This is a genomic window from Dyadobacter sp. 22481, from assembly GCF_052044875.1.
Lineage (GTDB): Bacteria > Bacteroidota > Bacteroidia > Cytophagales > Spirosomataceae > Dyadobacter > Dyadobacter endophyticus.
The window spans coordinates 1998957-2016905 of the sequence record NZ_JBQENV010000001.1 but is presented as its reverse complement, the minus strand read 5'-3'; the positions used below and the strand labels follow the sequence as shown (position 1 = coordinate 2016905).

The 17949-nt window shown below is 53.2% G+C and carries 13 protein-coding genes; 8 read left to right on the top strand and 5 right to left on the bottom strand.

Going from position 1 to position 17949, the window contains the following annotated elements; all coding sequences use genetic code 11:
• Positions 1–19: 19 nt before the first annotated feature.
• The 5 genes from ACTJJJ_RS07815 to ACTJJJ_RS07795 form a co-directional block, all read right to left on the bottom strand.
• Positions 20–1207, bottom strand: a complete 1188-nt coding sequence (locus ACTJJJ_RS07815) for a chromate transporter (protein WP_440701695.1) — start codon at positions 1205–1207, stop codon at positions 20–22.
• Positions 1208–1327: 120 nt separating this feature from the next.
• Entirely contained in the window at positions 1328–2146 is an 819-nt protein-coding gene (metQ, locus tag ACTJJJ_RS07810; protein WP_188928873.1) for a methionine ABC transporter substrate-binding lipoprotein MetQ, read from the bottom strand.
• A 53-nt stretch (positions 2147–2199) separates the two neighbouring features.
• Positions 2200–2853: a methionine ABC transporter permease MetI gene (gene metI, locus ACTJJJ_RS07805; RefSeq protein ID WP_426294196.1), complete on the bottom strand. Its 654-nt coding sequence runs from the start codon at positions 2851–2853 to the stop codon at positions 2200–2202.
• The gene (gene metN / locus ACTJJJ_RS07800; protein ID WP_426294197.1) at positions 2846–3877 is read right to left on the bottom strand and encodes a methionine ABC transporter ATP-binding protein MetN; all 1032 of its coding nucleotides are present in this window, start codon (positions 3875–3877) and stop codon (positions 2846–2848) included. The genes metI and metN overlap by 8 nt, the downstream gene beginning before the upstream one ends.
• Before the next feature lie 77 nt (positions 3878–3954).
• Positions 3955–4383: a hypothetical protein gene (locus ACTJJJ_RS07795; RefSeq protein ID WP_426294198.1), complete on the bottom strand. Its 429-nt coding sequence runs from the start codon at positions 4381–4383 to the stop codon at positions 3955–3957.
• Between the two features lie 395 nt (positions 4384–4778).
• Here ACTJJJ_RS07795 and ACTJJJ_RS07790 point away from each other — a divergent pair, with 395 nt between their 5' ends.
• The 8 genes from ACTJJJ_RS07790 to ACTJJJ_RS07755 all read left to right on the top strand — a co-directional run bounded on the left by ACTJJJ_RS07790 (position 4779) and on the right by ACTJJJ_RS07755 (position 17928).
• Positions 4779–5357 (top strand): RNA polymerase sigma factor, encoded by a 579-nt coding sequence (locus tag ACTJJJ_RS07790; protein WP_426294199.1) that lies wholly within the window; start codon positions 4779–4781, stop codon positions 5355–5357.
• 68 nt (positions 5358–5425) lie between these two features.
• Positions 5426–6412 carry a FecR family protein gene (locus ACTJJJ_RS07785; protein WP_426294200.1) on the top strand — a complete coding sequence of 329 codons (987 nt, stop codon included), beginning with the start codon at positions 5426–5428 and terminating at the stop codon, positions 6410–6412.
• 12 nt (positions 6413–6424) lie between these two features.
• Positions 6425–9781 carry a TonB-dependent receptor gene (locus ACTJJJ_RS07780; RefSeq protein ID WP_188928882.1) on the top strand — a complete coding sequence of 1119 codons (3357 nt, stop codon included), beginning with the start codon at positions 6425–6427 and terminating at the stop codon, positions 9779–9781.
• A gap of 10 nt (positions 9782–9791) precedes the next feature.
• Positions 9792–11123: a RagB/SusD family nutrient uptake outer membrane protein gene (locus ACTJJJ_RS07775; RefSeq protein ID WP_426294201.1), complete on the top strand. Its 1332-nt coding sequence runs from the start codon at positions 9792–9794 to the stop codon at positions 11121–11123.
• An 18-nt stretch (positions 11124–11141) separates the two neighbouring features.
• Positions 11142–12086 carry a cyanophycinase gene (locus ACTJJJ_RS07770; protein WP_188928887.1) on the top strand — a complete coding sequence of 315 codons (945 nt, stop codon included), beginning with the start codon at positions 11142–11144 and terminating at the stop codon, positions 12084–12086.
• Between the two features lie 36 nt (positions 12087–12122).
• A complete protein-coding gene (locus ACTJJJ_RS07765; RefSeq protein WP_426294202.1) occupies positions 12123–15170 on the top strand; it encodes a SusC/RagA family TonB-linked outer membrane protein in 3048 nt (1015 codons plus the stop codon).
• An 11-nt stretch (positions 15171–15181) separates the two neighbouring features.
• Positions 15182–16516 (top strand): RagB/SusD family nutrient uptake outer membrane protein, encoded by a 1335-nt coding sequence (locus ACTJJJ_RS07760; RefSeq protein WP_426294203.1) that lies wholly within the window; start codon positions 15182–15184, stop codon positions 16514–16516.
• 11 nt (positions 16517–16527) lie between these two features.
• Positions 16528–17928, top strand: a complete 1401-nt coding sequence (locus tag ACTJJJ_RS07755; protein WP_426294204.1) for a DoxX family protein — start codon at positions 16528–16530, stop codon at positions 17926–17928.
• Positions 17929–17949 lie beyond the last annotated feature (21 nt).

The window sequence follows — 17949 nt, the reverse complement described above, 5'->3', positions numbered from 1 at the left end:
GAGCCCTTTTGAGCTGTATTTAACTATAATACTTAAGGAGAACCCCAACCACAGCAGCAATCACAATAATATAAGGCTCCTGCAACTTCTTCACATAAATCAACGCCAGCACGGTGACAATAGCAATTACAGCCGAAGGAACATCCACGATAGACCGGCCGGCGATCACAAAAACCGATCCGACCAGCGCACCTACCACACTGGCGGTGATGCCGTCCACGAAGGCTTTGATGCTTTCGTTTTTAGAGATCTTTTTAAAGTAAGGCGCGGGAAGGACTGTGAAGACAAAGCAGGGCAGAAAGACGCCGAGCGCGGCTACGATGGCACCCGCGAAACCCGAAACGAGAAACCCGATGAAGCCCACTGTAATCACCACCGGGCCAGGGGTGATCATAGCCACTGCGACTGAGTCCAGGAACTGCTGCTCGTTGAGCCAGGCCATTTCATTCACCACACCGGCATGCAGAAACGGGATGATCGCCAGGCCGCTGCCGAAAACAAATGCGCCGGCTTCGGTGAAGAATAGGGCCAGTTGCAGCAGTTTGCCCGGTTCGAAATGCCAGAAACCGGTTGATGCCAGCAGTATTACCGAAAGGGGAGTGCTGCTCCGTTGAAGCCATTTAGGCGGTGCTTTGATCACCATATAGGCCAAGCCCAATAGGATAAATAGCCACACTTCCTCGCGCTCGGTGATGGCTGTTACGAGAGCCATAAGCATGAAAAAAAGCCATAGGACCCATTTGCTTTTGATAGCCGGTACGTCAAGTTTGCCAACCGATTTGATTGTCAGCTTATAGCAACTCAGACCGATAATGCCGATCACTGCCGAACCGACGCCGTAGAAAACCGATTGCATCCATGGCAACCCGCCGAACGACTGATAGGCCATTCCCAGTAAAACGACCATTACGAACGACGGAAGCACGAAAGCGAGCCCGGTGAGCGTCGCGCCCCAGACACCGTAATGCACATAGCCAAGGTAAATGCCCAATTGGGCGGCAAGCGGACCAGGCGCAAGCTGGGCCAGGGCGAGTCCTTCGCGGTACTCTTCTTCGCTGATCCACTGTCGTTGCTCTACAAGGTCGCGGTGCATGTAGCCGATGAGCGCAACAGGGCCGCCAAAGCCGAATGTGCCCAATTTGAGAAAATACCTGGCAAGTGCTGCCAGGCTGTAAGCATGTACGCGGGTGTCGTTGGAAATGTCCATTATCTGAAGGTTCGTTGTCAACATTGGCATTGCAATGTTAAACAGCGGCTATCTCAAAATATAGAACGCAGATGACGGTTTTGTACAGACTTTACCTTTAATGCCATTTTCCCGGGCAAACTACCACCCCTTGATCGCCCCGCCCTGGAAAATCCGCTCCGCCGCTTCTGCTACTTCCTTGGATTGGTAAGCCTTTACATACTTTTTAACCTTTTCCTCATCCTTGTTGTCCTCGCGGGCCACAATCAGGTTTACATAAGGAGAGTCCTTATCCTCGATCAACAGGCCGTCGCGGGTGGATATAAGGCCAGCTTTGCCTGCGAAGTTGTTGTTGATGATCGCCAGGGTTACGTTCGCGTCGTCGAGGGTGCGCGGAAGCTGCGGGGCTTCAAGTTCGAGGATTTTGAGGTTTTTAGGGTTTTCAACAATGTCGATGACCTTGGGCAGGAGGCCTACACCTTCTTTCAATTTGATCAAACCATATTTTTGAAGCAACAGCAGCGAACGGCCGCCGTTGGTAGGGTCGTTGGGGATCACGACGGTGTTGCCGGGTTGGAGGTCAGCGAGCTTTTTGATCTTTTTGGAATAACCGGCAATGGGGTATACAAAAGTGTTGCCCACGATGGCGAGCTTGTAGCCGCGCTGTTTCACCTGCTCGTCGAGGTAGGGTTTGTGCTGGAATGCATTCACATCCACGTCGCCATGGCTCAATGCTTCGTTGGGTACCACGTAATCGTTGAAGGTGATCAGCTCTACATCCAGGCCGTATTTTTCCTTTGCAACTTTCTGAGCCACCTGCGCGATTTCCAATTCAGGCCCCACGGCAATGCCGACTTTAATATGGTCGGGATCATTATCCCGGGTGGCTTTTTTGTTGCAGCCAATCAGTAGTGTGGTGCCGATGCCCAGTAGCAGGAGGATATTTTTGCCGTAGTTCATTTTGATATATGTTTGAAATACAAATAATTGAAGTGTGTTAAGCGCGTTTCGCATTACCTGTGATCGACGCGTTTGGAAAGTCTGTCACCGAAAAACTGGATGACGAAAACGAGCGCTATCAGCAGCAGCAGTACAATGTTCATGATCACGGCGTCGTAGCCGATGTAGCCATACTGATACCCAATTTGTCCTAGCCCGCCGGCACCCACCGCACCGCCCATGGCCGAGTAGCCGACCAGCGTAATGAGGGTAATCGTGGCGACGTTAATCAGCGAGGGCAATGCTTCGGGAAGCAAAACTTTGTACACGACCTGAAACGGCGTCGCGCCCATTGCTCTTGCGGCTTCAACCAACCCGCTTGGGACTTCTATCAGGCTGTTTTCGACCATCCGGGCAATGAATGGCGCAGCCCCCACGCTCAGCGGGACCAATGCAGCTCCGACGCCAATGGAGGTGCCCACCACGGCCCGGGTGAACGGTATCATCCACACAATGAGGATGATAAATGGGATCGCCCTGAAAATATTGATCATTACGGAGATCGAATGGTTCAAAGTCCGGTTTTCCAAAACCTGTCCCTGCCGGGTTAGAAACAGGATAATGCCGGTGGGAAGACCAAGCAGGAAACCAAAAATGCCGGAGGTAATGGTCATGAAGATTGTTTCCCCCAGGCCAGCGAGCAGGAGCGACACCACTGGATCAGACATATCCTAATAATTCAACTTTAATGTGATGGTAAATGAAAAAATCGATGGCTTTCTGGTAGTTATCTGGTCGGCCCGAAAGGGCGGCGAGCATCACGCCGAAATGCTTATCGCCGACATGGTCCATCTGGGCGCTGATGATCTTGGTATCGATCTCGAAAAGCCGCGCGGCTTGTGACAGCAGTGGCTGGTCGGCGGTGTCGCCGGTAAGGCGCAACCGGAGCAGCGGCGACATGCCGCCTTCATTGATGGCCGTGACCCGCTGCCGGTAATGCTCGGGAATCTCCACATGCAGCGACGCACTGATGAACGACCGTGCCAGCTCGGTCTTGGGGTTGGAAAAGACCGCATTCACGGTCCCCTTCTCCACAAGCTTCCCCTGACTGATCACCGCCACATCGTTACAAATCGACTTCACTACATTCATTTCGTGTGTAATAAGCAGAATGGTGATATGCAGCCGGCGGTTAATGTCTTTGAGCAATTTGAGAATAGAAGCCGTCGTGCCCGGGTCGAGTGCGCTGGTGGCCTCGTCGCAAAGGAGCACTTTGGGGTTGCTTGCAAGTGTGCGCGCAATGGCGACGCGCTGCTTCTGCCCGCCCGAAAGGCTCGACGGATAGTCGCCCGCTTTTTCCTCCAAACCCACCAGCCGCAAAAGCTCGGTAACGCGCTCCCGGGTCTCGTGTTTGGGTGTATGGTCGAGTTCAAGCGGGAATGCGACGTTCTCAAAAACCGTCCGGGACGAAAGCAGGTTGAAATGCTGGAATATCATCCCGATCTGCCGCCTTTCGATCGCCAGTTCGCGGTTGGTGAGGAGGGTAAGGCTTTTCCCATCGACAATGACCTCACCGCTCGTCGGCTTTTCCAAAAGGTTTACGCAGCGGATCAGCGTACTCTTCCCGGCGCCGGATGTCCCGATCACACCAAATATCTTTCCTCGCTCCACTTTCAACGACACCCCGGCCAGGGCTGTCACCTCCCGGTCTTTCTGTTTGAAAATTTTGGTAACATTCTTTAATTCGATCATCGTGCAAACCGGCATATTCGTATTCAGTCTGCAATGTAATCTATAAAGTCTATGGATTAATAGAATTTTTGATTTTGTTAATCGAGCGTGACGTTGTCAAGCTGCACGTCCCAGTGCGCGTCGAGAATCTCAAACCGGCGCTGCTCTTCCTTTTTAAGCTTTTCGAGATCAGGATAGAGTGCTTTTTTGTAAGGCTCGGTCAGGTTTGGATCAAATGCAGCGTCTGCGTTTTTGAATACGAGCGTCACACGGTAGTCCCAGCGGCTTTCTTCGGTGGAGTGCAGGCGGGGTTTCTCGGCTTTGATCGAGAGCAGGTCTCCCTTTTCGAGTGCTTTTTTCAATAGCGGGTAATGGTTCTTTTTATAAAGTGCGATAAACTCGTCGGCCAGTCCCCATTTCACTTTGTAATAACCTTCGACGATAAAGCCGGAGTCGGTCTTTTGTGCGAATGCAGGGGAAGACAAGGACCCAATGAGCAGAAGGAATAGTAGCGTACGGATTTTCATAACAGACTGTTTAAGTGACGTTCTTTTCGCTCTAATATTGAAAAATAATCTATAAAATCTATAGATTAAGGTATAAATTTTAAGAATTGCTTGATTAGTAAAATGCAATTGCCTTATTTTGGCTGCATGGGAAAGCCAGCGGACTCTGCGTATAGATATAATCGGTAGTGCTTTGAAAAAAATTAGGGCAAGACTTTTCATACCGCTGCTTGCGCGTTAAAATAAATAGGTCTTTATTTGTCTATTAGTTTTATAGAGTACTCTTCTTATTAACCACCAATAAGAGCTTTTCGGTTAGTTACATGCCTTTAATCGGGTGCGATGCTTTTTCGTGGGCATCACTGAGCAATAGTGTTTAATCCATACCAAACGGCAGTTGTCAAAATTCTCCGGAAGTGCATGATTTAGGTGATTTATCGGACCAGAAACTACTGAAAGGATTTCAGGAAGGCTCCGTGGCGGCGTTTGAGGAAATCCATCGGCGCTACTTCGGGCGGCTGTATGCGCATGCTTTCAAAATGCTGGGCAACGCCGCCGACGCGCAGGACGTTGTCCAGGAGGTTTTCATTACGCTCTGGACGAAAGGCACTGCCATTCAGCTGCATACCGGTCTGGCGGGATACCTGTACACGGCCGTACGTAACCGTGTACTTAACCTGATCGAGCAGGATAAAACTTACCGGCACCACCTCAGCGCGCTCGCGCGATTCCTCGATGAAACTCCCGTTCAGGGTAGTAATGCAGCGGACGAAGAGCTGCTATTTTCTCTTTTTGAAGCCGAAATCGACAAATTGCCACGGAAAATGAAGGAAGTTTTCGAGCTTCGGCGGAAGGGGGATTTGTCTTACTCTGAGATCGCCGACCAACTTTCTCTCTCGGACCATACTGTAAAAAAACAAATCGGTAATGCAATCAAGCTATTGAGGGATAGGTTGGTACAGTGGAAATCGCAGCTGGTTGTATTATTTTTTTGAAAAAAAAACTACTACCAAATGCATTCCGCCCTGTCATAGTGTCGAATTGCAATTCAAACCAAACCATCATGGACCAGCAGCAGGTTAGAGATTTGTTGACGAAATACCGGCTCGGACGATGTACGGAGGAGGAAAAGGCGCTGATTGACCAATGGTATGGGCGAACAGCCCGGCAGCAGGCCTATCCTCCGCAAGAACTGGACCTGGAAGCAGCACGGGCACATTCGTGGACAAATATCCTGGCGCGGGTACAGTCACAGCACACTTTTGAGGCGCGCATCCATCCGATGCGGGTCGTTTATCTGGTCGCAGCGGTAGCCGCCATGCTTTGCGTCGGTTTTTTCTGGTTCAGCGGAAGCCTTACGCGTCCGGGGAGCGATGGGGCTGGTCGGATGATTACAGCCAGCGCACTACCGGGGGAAATCAAGACTTACCGGCTGCCCGACAGCTCGCTGGTGACGCTTAACGGCGGCTCGTCCATCCACTACCCGGAAGTATTCGGGCAAAAAAGCCGGGAAGTGACTTTGACCGACGGCGAAGCCTATTTCGATGTGAAGCACAACGCGTCGCATCCCTTCATCGTGGAAGCGGGCCGGACACGGACACAGGTGCTCGGGACGGTATTTTCGGTACGCGCCTACCGGAGCCTGAGCGACGTGCGGGTGACGGTGGCGAGCGGCAAGGTAGGTGTGCGTAATGCGAGCGGCTACCCGGAAATGCAGACTACTTTCCTGCTTCCCGACGAGCAACTGGTGGTCGACAACCAGAGCGGAGGGGTACGCAAGGGGCATGTGCATGCGCGTTCGCTTGCCGGATGGATTCGCGGTGCCCTGGATTTCAATAATGAGGAACTGAAAACCATAGCATTGCTGCTGGAAAAGAAGTTCGATGTACCTGTCCGAGTAGACAGTAACAACCTGCGGGAACAGCGGCTTACGGCCCGGTTCAGAGCGGAGGAAACGCTGGACGATATCCTCGGAACGCTGGCCATGGCGGGCAGTTTCAGCTACCGGCACGTCGCCGGGCAGGTACTGATCTCAATGAACGAGCATTAAAAAACTAAAATTATGACGGTATTTTTCCGACACGAGGGGCATCAGCCTCATTTGAAAAGGTTCTGGATGATCCTCGTCCTGATCCTGCCGCTGCTTCGGCCTGCGCTGGCAGACAGCGAGAAGACGATCAAAGATGTAAAGATCTCAATCAAGGCCGAAAAACAATCTTTGAAGGCTATTTTAAGACAAATTGAAGAGAAAAGCGGATTCGTTTTTATTTACCAGGATAGACTAGTAAATCCATATACTAACCTAACTTTTGGTGCCCGCAACGAACCGGTTGAGCAGGTACTGAATCGGTTGCTTCGGCAGCGGAGCCTCGATTATGAGCAGCAGAAAGAAAAAGTAATCATCCGCGAAGCGCCAAAGCAGACCGGCGAGGCCACCGATACCGGTGAGGCGATCGACCAGGCCATTAACGGTGTGGTGAAGGACGAGAAAGGTGACGGGCTGCCGGGCGTGACGATCCGAGTGAAAGGCACTAACAAGGGCACGCTCACCGATGCCAACGGCGCATTCACGATCTCGGTTGGCGGTAACGACGTGCTGATCTTCTCCTACATCGGTTATGTAACGGTGGAGCGTCCAATAAGCGGTTCAACGAACCTGAACATCACCCTGAAACCCGACGAAGGCCAGCTGAGCGAGGTGGTCGTAACGGGTTATACCCAAACCAAACGTAGCGCGCAGACCGGCGCGGTGACCACCATCGATTCCAAAGATTTTTCCCAGGTTTCCTATAATAGCGTGATCGAGAAATTGCAGGGAACTGTACCAGGCTTGCAGATTTCGAGCAACTCTGGCGTGCCAGGCACTTCGGTGCTGGTGCGGCTGCGCGGCGCAACGTCCATTAAAGCAGGTAACGATCCGCTGTATGTGGTCGATGGGGTTTTTATCAATAATGAAAACTTGCAGGGCCTTTCGCGCGGCATGGGCGGGCAGACGCCCAACCCGCTTTCGGACCTGAATCCGGACGATATTGAATCGGTATCGGTCCTGAAAGACGCTAATGCGACGGCACTTTACGGAGCCCGCGGCGCGAATGGGGTGATCCTGATCACAACCAAGCGCGGGGCGCGCAACTCGCGAACAAAAGTGAGTATCAATGTAGAGCAGGGGTTTGCCAAAGCCACCAACCTCTGGCAGCTGGTGTCTGGGCCCGAGCACGCCGAACTGGTAAACCTCGTGCATGTCAACGACGGTAAAACCTACGCAACGCGCCCGTTCCGACCTGTTTCAGAAGCGATTCCGGGCTTCCCGGCATTCGGCAGCCCCGAGGAACAAGGCACCTACGACCGCGTGAGCGACATTTTCCGCACGGCTTCACTGAGCAAATACACGTTATCGGTCTCCGGCGGCGATTCGCGTACCAACTTTTACCTCGGCGGCGAGTATCAAAGCCAGCAATCGACGCTGAAAACGCAGGATTTCAAGCGTTATTCCTTCCGTTTCAATATCGATCATTCGATTTTACCTAATCTTAAAATCGGAACCAGCAACACGCTTTCGAGCGTGCCTCGCCGGCTCGTGCGGGTAGGGGATGGCCCGGCGGGGTTGTTCCAGGCTGCATTGCACACGCCTACTTTTTATCCGTTTTATAATGAGGATGGCAGCTACGCCAAACCCACAGTTTTTGACAGTCACCTGGCCATTCTCGAAAACTCGGACACCCATTCGGTGAGCTTACGGAGCATTAACAATGTGTACGCGATCTGGAATATCCTGCCGAATCTGTCCTTCAAATCCTCGTGGAGCAACGATTATAACAACTACCACGAAAAGGCCTATTACAATACCAATCTCGTGTACGGGCAGCCTGCGGGCGAAGCGAACGACGTGACGACCATTAAACAATCGCTCATCGCCGAGCAGTTGCTGAACTTCAATCTTTCCTCCACCAAAAGCGAATTTTCGGTTTTCGTAGGTAATACCGTTCAGAAAACCACTACCGAGCGCGCTACCCTGACCGGTACCGGCTTCCCGAGCAACCAGTTCAAACGCATTGCCTCGGCGGCGGTGCAAACGGCCTCATCCACGGGGTCTTCCTATGGTTTGCTGTCGTTTTTTACAGGGTTTAATTATAGTTATGACAACCGGTACAGCATTGATGGTAACGTCCGTGCCGATGCTTCCTCACGCTTCGGCGCCGATCACCGCTGGGGCTATTTCCCCTCGGTCGGTTTGGGCTGGAACATCTCCAAAGAGGCATTTTTTCCTGAAAACAATACCCTTACCGATCTACGCTTCAAGGCCAGTCTCGGCCTGACCGGTAACCAGGATATCGACGATTTCGCTTCCCGTGGACTTTGGGCAGGTGGTACCAACTACGGCGACCAGCCCGGTATTGCGCCCAGCCAGCTGGCCAACCCCGATCTGAAATGGGAAACCACGCGGCAATACAACTTCGGGCTTTCGGGTACATTATTAAAGCAGCGGCTCAATTTTGAATTCAATTATTACGACAAATTCACCTACGACCTGCTGCTTGACCAGCCGGTGGCGCCTAATACCGGCTTCTCGTCGGTGGTGCGCAATGTGGGCGAGATCAACAACCGCGGGATCGAGATTTTGCTCAATTCGGTGAATGTGCGTACGAAAGACTTGGAATGGAAAACCGTGCTGACCGTTTCCCGCAACGTAAACCGCGTACAAAAGCTGCTGACGCCTATTACAGCCAGTTACGATATGTTCCGCGTCGTGGAAGGCCAGCCGCTGTATTCGGTATATGCCTACAAGGAGATCGGCCTGAATGCGGAGAATGGCAATGCGGTTTACGAGGACGTGAACAAAGACGGCAAGATCACCGTTGACGACCAGCGCATTGTAGGCAATGTGTGGCCTAAGTTCGAAGGCGCATTTCGCAACACATTGTCTTTCAAAGGCCTGGACCTGAACCTGAATTTTTACTACAAATACGGCAGCTCGGCCTACAACTACACCGCCTACTTCCTCGAAACGGCCGGCACCCGCGGGGTAACGCGCTCGATCCAGAAAAGCTCGCTGAACTACTGGCAGAAACCGGGCGATACTGGTGTGCTGCCCCGCCCGACCAACCTGACTAATCCCGACGGCAGCCTGAACTACTTCCGTACCGGCAATAGCCGCTACTTGGAAGATGCTTCCTACCTGCGGCTTCGCGATGTGACGATCAGTTATAATCTGCCGAAAGGCGTTGCTTCGGCCATTCGCGCGTCGGGTGCGCGGCTGTACCTGACGGCTTCGAATCTGTGGACGCTTACCAATTATTCGGGCCCGGACCCGGAGGTGAACGTGGCCGCAGATAGCCGCAACGGACTCGTGCAGGGGCTGGATTTCGGCACGCCGCCGCAGCCAAAATCGGTGGTAGTGGGTGTGAATCTGAATTTTTAATTGAATGATGATGAAAAAGATAAACATAGCATTGATACTAGCCGCATTATGGCTCTCGTCCTGCTCCGATCTGCTGAATACCGAGCCGGAGCAGAACATTTCCGACGAAGCGGTCATCGTGGACGAGAAATCAGCCAATACAGCGCTCGTAGGCGTTTACGACGCATTGCAGGGATACGCCACTTCCAATATCATCGGCGTCGACCTGGCTTCCGACAATGTGGTCAACTACAATAACCAGAACAACCTGGTGCCCGATCTCACACCCAACAATGCGGGCGGAGGCTTTTCGGCGATCTACAAGATGATCAACCAGGCCAACTTTATCATACACCTTGTTCCAGGCGTTCAGGACGGTTTTTTTACCCAGGAAGAAAGAAACCAGGTGCTCGGCGAGGCTTACTTCCTGCGCGCATTAGGTTACCTCGATCTGGTGAAAACCTACGGCGGGATGCAGCTCGTGCTCACCCCTGCGACCGGCCCGGATACGCACAAAGGCACCAAACGGAGTACGGCGCAGGAAACCTACGCGCAAATCGGCGCCGACCTCGACCAGGCAGAGCAGCTTTTAAAGGAAACCATTAACCGCACCCGTGCGAACCGTTTTTCGGTGTACGCACTGAAAGCCAGGTATTTCACCTATATCCAAAACTGGGAGCAGGCTGAAAATTACGCCTCCAAAGTAATTGCCACTGCGGGTTTTAAACTGGTAAAACCCTATTCCGCATTCTTTACCGGCAAGACTACCGACGAATCGATCTTCGAACTCGTTTACAGTACTTCCGACCGCAATTCATTCTACACCAACTGGCTTTCACCTGCCGACGGTGGTCGCCACGATTACATTCCGGCGCGGGAATTCGTAAGCGTGCTGCTCGATCCGGCCAAAGGGGGTGCACGTAAAAGCTTGCTGAAACAAACCGCCGAAGGCTCGTGGGACTTGATCCAGTATGGAAAACCCGACGGTTCCAGTTCGGTATTTGTCCTGCGCATTGCGGAGCAATACCTGATCCGCGCCGAGGCCCGCGCCAACAAAGCCACACCGGACCTCGCGGGAGCACTCGCAGACCTGAACACGATCCGTACCCGCTCGGATGTGCCCGCATCCGCACTCACACCTGCGTCCGGCAAAGAAACAGTCAACCTGGCGATCCTGGAAGAACGCCGGCTCGAACTGCCTTTTGAAGGGCACCGCTTCGTGGATGTGGTACGCACAGGCCGCTCGGCGACGATTTTCGGGGCAGTTAATGCCAACCGCAAGAGCCCGAATTTTAATATTCTGCCCATCCCGCTGTCAGCGATCCAAACCGACGCGGACCTCGTGCAAAATCCCGGCTATTAACATTTATTCCTGCGAAATATGAAAACCAAACTGCTCTTTACCGCATTGCTCTCCGTGGCCATACTCACAGCCTCCCGGGCACAGACCCCGGTTACCGTCAAGAAAAACGCCACTACCCGGCATGGCCCGGAGAAAGGCTCGCTGATCATCATCGGCGGGGGCGGGGCCACACCCGAAATATGGAAGCGCTTCGTGCAGCTTGCTGGTGGAAAAGAGAAGGCCAAAATTGTGGTGATTACGGCGGCAGGAGGAGATTCTGCGGCATTCGATACCAAGTCGGTGGATTTGGTCAAAAGAGAAACAGGCATTGCCAATGTAACCTTGCTGCATACCAACGACCTCAAAGAAGCCAACAGCGAGAAATTCGTAGCGCCTATTCGCGCAGCCACAGGCGTTTACATCGTGGGCGGCCGCCAGTGGCGCATTGCCGATTCCTACCTGAACACGCTGACCCACCAGGCATTCCAGGAACTGCTGGACCGCGGCGGTGTCATTTCCGGCACCTCTGCGGGAGCCAGCATTCAGGGGTCTTTTCTGTGGAGGGGCGACACTAAAGGCGCGCACATTCTCGTGGGCGATCATACGCAGGGACTGGGCTTCCTGAAAAACTCGGTGATCGACCAGCATTTGTTCCGTCGCAACCGGCAATTCGACCTGGTCGAATTTGTGAAGAATGCGCCGGAACTGATCGGCATCGGGCTGGATGAGGCCACCTCCATTGTGGTGCAGCACGATACGCTCGAAGTGGTGGGCCGCTCGTATGCTTCCATTTATGATTACAACACCATCATCGGCAGCGGCGCGAAGCATGTGCAGGGGAGCCGTGAGATTTCGACGGCCAGCAACGGGCCTTTCTTCTTTTTGCATGAAGGGCAGAAGTATGATTTGAAGGAGCGGAAAGTGATCGAAGCGCCGCGCAAACAATCTGAACAGGAAGTGATTTCCGGCAACAAGGGAAAATAACAGCATTCAAATCCACCCCAATTATAACCTGATTTAATGAAAAATTATTTATTCAAAAGTCCCCGATCTGGAAGATCGAGGCAATGGATTTCCTTGCTGGCTATGCTGTTTTGGTTGCCTGTTTCGTCCGCTTTTGCGGCTGGACCGGCTTCTGAGCTGACAGGGAAAGTGACTGACAAGGATGGCGCCGCTTTGCCGGGTGTGAATATCCAGATTAAAGGTACTACGCAGGGAACGGTGACGGATACCGACGGGAATTTTCAAATCGATGTGGCCGAAGGACAAGAGCTCGTCGTGTCGTTTATCGGCTATGTGAGCCAGCAGGTGCGCCCGGGCGGGCAGAGTAACCTTACAGTGAAACTAGATGTAGACCAGCGGCAGCTCAATGAGGTGATCGTGGTGGGTTATGGCACGCAGGAACGCAAGAATGTGATCGGTTCCATTACCAAAGTGGACCCTACCGATGTGAAAAGTATTCCGGTGGGCAGTTTCGACGCTCAGTTACAGGGAAAAGTCCCCGGCGTGCAGATTACCTCCAACACCGGCGTGCCGGGCGAGGCGGTAACGGTGCGCGTTCGGGGCGCTACATCTATTAACGGCGATAACGACCCGCTGTACGTGATCGACGGCGTGTTTATGAATAGCAACAGTATGCAAACCACCAACACGGGTGGTAAGGCTACTTCGCCGATCGCTGACATTAATCCCAACGACATCGAAAGCCTCGAAGTGCTCAAAGACGCCGAAGCCACCGCATTGTATGGCTCTCGCGGAGCGAACGGGGTGATTCTGATTACCACCAAAAGGGGCAAATACAACCAGAAGGCCAAAGTGAGCCTGAATGCCTCCTACGGCTGGGCCAAAGCGGCTAAGCTCTGGGACCTGACCACCGGCCCAGAGCACGCTGAGCTCGTGAACGAGTGGTGGATCAACACCGGTAAGGACACGCCTTCGCTGAACAGAACGGAGGCCAACCGCCCGTTCCGCCCGGTTTCCGAAGGCGGCCGCGGGTTGCCCGAGGAGCAGAAAACTTACGACAGGCTCGGCGAGATTTTCCAGACCGCCCCGTTACAGAACTACGATCTCTCCGTTTCTGGCGGGACTGCTTCTACCAAATACTACATCGGCGGAGGCTACACCAAACAGGAGTCGATCCTGAAACCGATCACATTCAACCGGGCCAGTTTCAAGGTCAACCTGGACCAGAAGATTTCGGATAAGGTGCATGTGGGCGTGAGCAACAGCTTCGCGCGCACGTTCCGTAACCAGGCGCGCGCGGGCGACGGGCCAGCGGGAGGGCTTTTGCAGGCGGCATTGCACACGCCCACATACCTTTCGCCTACCAACGAGAATGGCGAGTTGGTAGGCCGTGCGGGCTTTGACAATGTGACCTTGCTGCTGCAAAACTACGATGTCAAATCCGTGAGCTTGCGCTACATCGGTAATCTCTATGCTGAGGCTGAGATTTTGCCCAACCTCAAATTCCGCACGAGCTGGGGGCTGGATTTTAACAATTATGATGAAAATGAATATTGGAATACCTACCTCATCACCGGCAGCCCCAATGGCTTTGCTTCCGCGAACAATGGGCAGGCCACGACCTGGCTCAACGAGCAGACGCTTTCGTTCCGTCAGAAACTGGGAACGAAACATACCTTCGGCATCCTGTTGGGTAACACGATCCAGAGTGACCTGAACACCGGTACTGCGGCAACGGGCCGCGGTTTTGCCAATAATTCTTTCAAACTGATCTCGTCCGCGGCTACTACCACAGGTTCGAGCAGTTGGTCGAAGAAAAACCTCGCTTCGTTTTTCTCCCGCGTGGATTACAACTACGGCGGCAAATACCTGCTCGATTTCAGTATCCGTGCCGATGGCTCATCCAGCTTCGGTGCCGACCGCAAATGGGGCTATTTCCCGTCGGTAGGCGGCGGTTGGCGGGTGAAGCAGGAAGATTTTCTTAAAAATGTGGCTGTGATCAGCGACTTGAAGATTCGTGCAAGTTATGGTGTGACCGGTAATCAGAACGGCCTCGGCAGTTTCGCGGCACTCGGTCTTTGGAACAGCGGCGCACCGTACCAGGGTAATCCGGGCATCGCGCCGCAGCAACTCGCGAATCCCGATTTGCAGTGGGAGCGTACCAACCAGCTGAATGCGGGAGCCGACATTGCGTTCTTCGGCGACCGGCTGGGCGTCGAGTTCAATGTGTACCGCAAATACACCAGCAACGGGCTGCTTTCGCTCACATTGCCTGCTACCACCGGTTTTGCCAACTATCGCAGCAACACCGCCGAGATCAGCAACAAGGGTTTCGAGCTCGCGATCCGCTCGGTGAATTTCCAGAACAACGCGTTTTCATGGATTACTACATTCAATGTGGCGCGTAATGTGAACAAGATTGAGAAGCTGGAAAATCCGCTGGAATACGGCAGCCGCAGCCTGATTTTATTGCAGCAAGGCCATCCGCTGTACTCGTTCTGGGTTTACAAACAGCTTTATGTGGATCCGCAGACGGGTAACACCGTTTATGAGGACGTCAATAAAGACGGTAAAATCACTGTCGCCGACCGGCAGATCGACGGCAGCATCTGGCCTAAGTTCTTTGGGGGGCTGACGAACTCGGTGATTTACAAAGGGTTTGATCTGAATGCATTCCTGGCATTCAGCTACGGCAACAAGGTTTATAACCACAACAAGTTCTTCGGAGAAGGCGGAGGTGCCCGCGACGCAGCGCGCGTGATCTTCGCAAGCAACAATGCCCGCTGGCAGAAACCGGGCGACGTTACCGACGTGCCCCGGCCCGACGGTGTGAATGTCAACAACTACCGCGATGGCGGCAGCCGCTGGCTGGAAGACGGCTCATTCGTGCGGCTGCGCAACATTACACTGGGCTACACGGTTCCGGTGCGCCATATCAGCGCACTCCGCATTTACGCTACGGCCAGCAACCTTTTTACCATTACCAAATACACCGGCCTTGATCCTGAATCGAGTGCGTCGAGCGCGCAGAATGAGCAGGGGATCGATCTGGGTACGCCTCCGCAGCCCCGCAGCTTTCAACTGGGCTTTAACCTGACTTTTTAATGAATTACAATATGAAAGCAATTAGATACATCCTGCCGTTTTCCCTGCTGATCGGGCTCGGCTCCTGCGATCAATTCCTGGATGTTCAGCCGCGTTCGTCCATTTCGGACGACCAGACGATCATCGATAAGGCCTCTGCGGAAACTGCCGTCAATGGCGTTTACGATTCGTTCCGCGGTTATTACAGTATCAATTTTCAGTCGATCGGTTATTTGTCGGGCGACAATATCCAGTGGACAGGCTCACAGTCGCAGATCCAGGAGTTTATCAATCACCAGGTAAATGCAGAGAACTCGACCATATCGTCGGTTTGGAGCGGCATTTACGGCACACTCAACCGTATTAACCACGTCATCGAAAAAGTACCGAAGGTGCAAGACCCGATGCTAACCGACGCTTTGAGAAACAAGATCATCGGCGAAGCCTATTTCCTCCGCGCATTGGCTTATTTCGATCTGGCGCGCATCTGGGGCGGTGTGCCGGTCATCACCAAACCCACCGCGACGCCATCGGACAACCGCGGCATCGAGCGCGCCACGCAGGAGCAGGTGTACGCGCAGGTACTGGCCGATCTGAATGCGGCCGAGCCCTTGCTCCCGGCCACTACGGATCGTTTCCGCGCCACGCAAAAGACGGTTTGGGCATTGAAATCTCGGTATTATCTGTATCAGAAAGATTACGCGAAAGCGGAAGAATATGCTTCCAAAGTGATTGCTGATGCGGCCAATTATCAGTTGGTAAAACCTTACAATGCATTCTTCGCGAACGATGCGCGGGGCACCACTGAGTCTGTTTTCGAGATTTTTTACAGTGTAAATGAAACCAACGGCCACCGCGGCCAGTGGCAGCCGCAGGAAAAAGGTGGTACCCGACAATGGGCACCCAACGACGCTTTCGTGGCTTTGGTAAATGACCCCGAGATAGGCGGCAACCGCAATACCCTTGTAGCGAAGGACAACCAGGGCCGTTGGTATGGCAATATGTATTACCGCAGCCCCGCTACCGATCCGACTTTCGTGATTCGCATCGCTGAGCTTTACCTCATACGTGCGGAGGCGCGGGCGCAGACAGGCGCCCTCACAGGTGCGCTCGCCGACCTGAATGCGATCCGCGAGCGTGCTGGAATTGCCAAAAGTACCGCAGCGACGGCCGACCAGTTGCTGCTCGCCATCGAGAACGAGCGCCGTATTGAATTCGCTTTGGAGCCGCATCGCTGGTTCGACCTCGTGCGTACCGGCCGCGCCGACGAAGTACTGAATGTGACCGACGCTAACCGTCTCTTGCTGCCCGTTCCGGCCGAGCAGTTGCTGATCGACAAGGCTTTGAAACAAAATCCCGGCTATTAATCCCCGACCTTATGGCACAAAACACAGTTTATCCGCACACGGCAGACGCCACAAACGGCACCGCATCCCGTCCGGCCCGGCCCGAGTTGGCGGCGCCCGGGGCATGGAGCGCACTTGAAAAAGTGCTGTTCCGCGTCGCATTTATCTATTTCGCCATCCAGAGCATTCCGCTCGACTGGAAATATTTCCGCCGCGTTTTGCAGATCAACTGGCTGAACCTGACCTACGGCGATATTTTCGACCTGGCGCGTTACCAGCCGCGATTTTTCGGCGACACAGACACTTTTGCCAACTGGCTGGTGGTGCTCGTCATTGCCATTGCAGGGGCGGTTGTTTGGGGCAATCGCGACAAGGACCGCCGGGATTACAACCAGCTGTATTACTGGCTGCGTGTGATTGTGCGGTACCGTCTGGCTGCGGGCCTGATCGCCTATGGTTTTATTAAATTTTTCCCATTGCAAGCCCCCCTGCCGTCGATCAGCAACCTGAACACGGCCTACGGCGATTTCAGTGCATGGAAACTATTTGCGCTGAGCCTGGGCGTAGTGCCGAATTATGAGTCGTTTCTAGGATTGGTCGAACTGCTGGGGGCGCTGTTGTTGCTGCACCGCAAAACCACGACGATCGCAACGCTGATTATCATTCCGTTTACAGGAAACGTATTTTTCTCCAATCTGGCCTACGAAGGCGGGGAATATGTTTACAGTTTCTACCTGATCGTGTTGGCATTGTTCCTCTTTGCATTCGATGCGAACAGGCTTTACCGGCTGCTAACGCTCGAAAAACCGACGGTACCGAACCTGGTGAAGCCGGATTTGCATGATTCGAGGCTGAAATATGGTCGCATTGCATTGAAAGCGACATTCATACTCTTTTTTGTCGTGGTTTACGGTTCCAAAACCTATGCCGGTTACCATTCCAATCCGTATCAATATCCTGCGAAACCGGGCCTTTCGAATGCGGCGGGCGTGTATAATGTGGAGCAGTTTGTCGTCAACGGGGATACGCTGGGATATTCGCCACTGGATTCGGTGCGATGGAAGGATGTGGTGTTTGAAAAATGGTCGACGATCAGCATCCGCTCGGCCAGACCGCGGGTGATAGATTCTACGAATGTGGAGCAAATTCATTTCGACGATGCCAAAAGGAACTTTGAATTCGCGGGATCGGGTGGGCGAAACTACTATGGCTACGAGTTCGATGAAAATGCTAAGACATTGGACCTGACCAACAAAGTAAATGCCGCCGATCAGTTGCAGCTGCATTACAGCCGTCCCGACAGCGCTACTATCCTGCTTTCGGGCGTTGCGGGCAACCGCGATTCTTTACAGGTGGTTTTGAAAAAAATCAATAAAAAATACCTGTTCGAAGAAGTGAAGAAAGTGGGCCGCCGCGGAGAGTTCAGACTGTAAGCGAAGGCGAATTCAAACTGT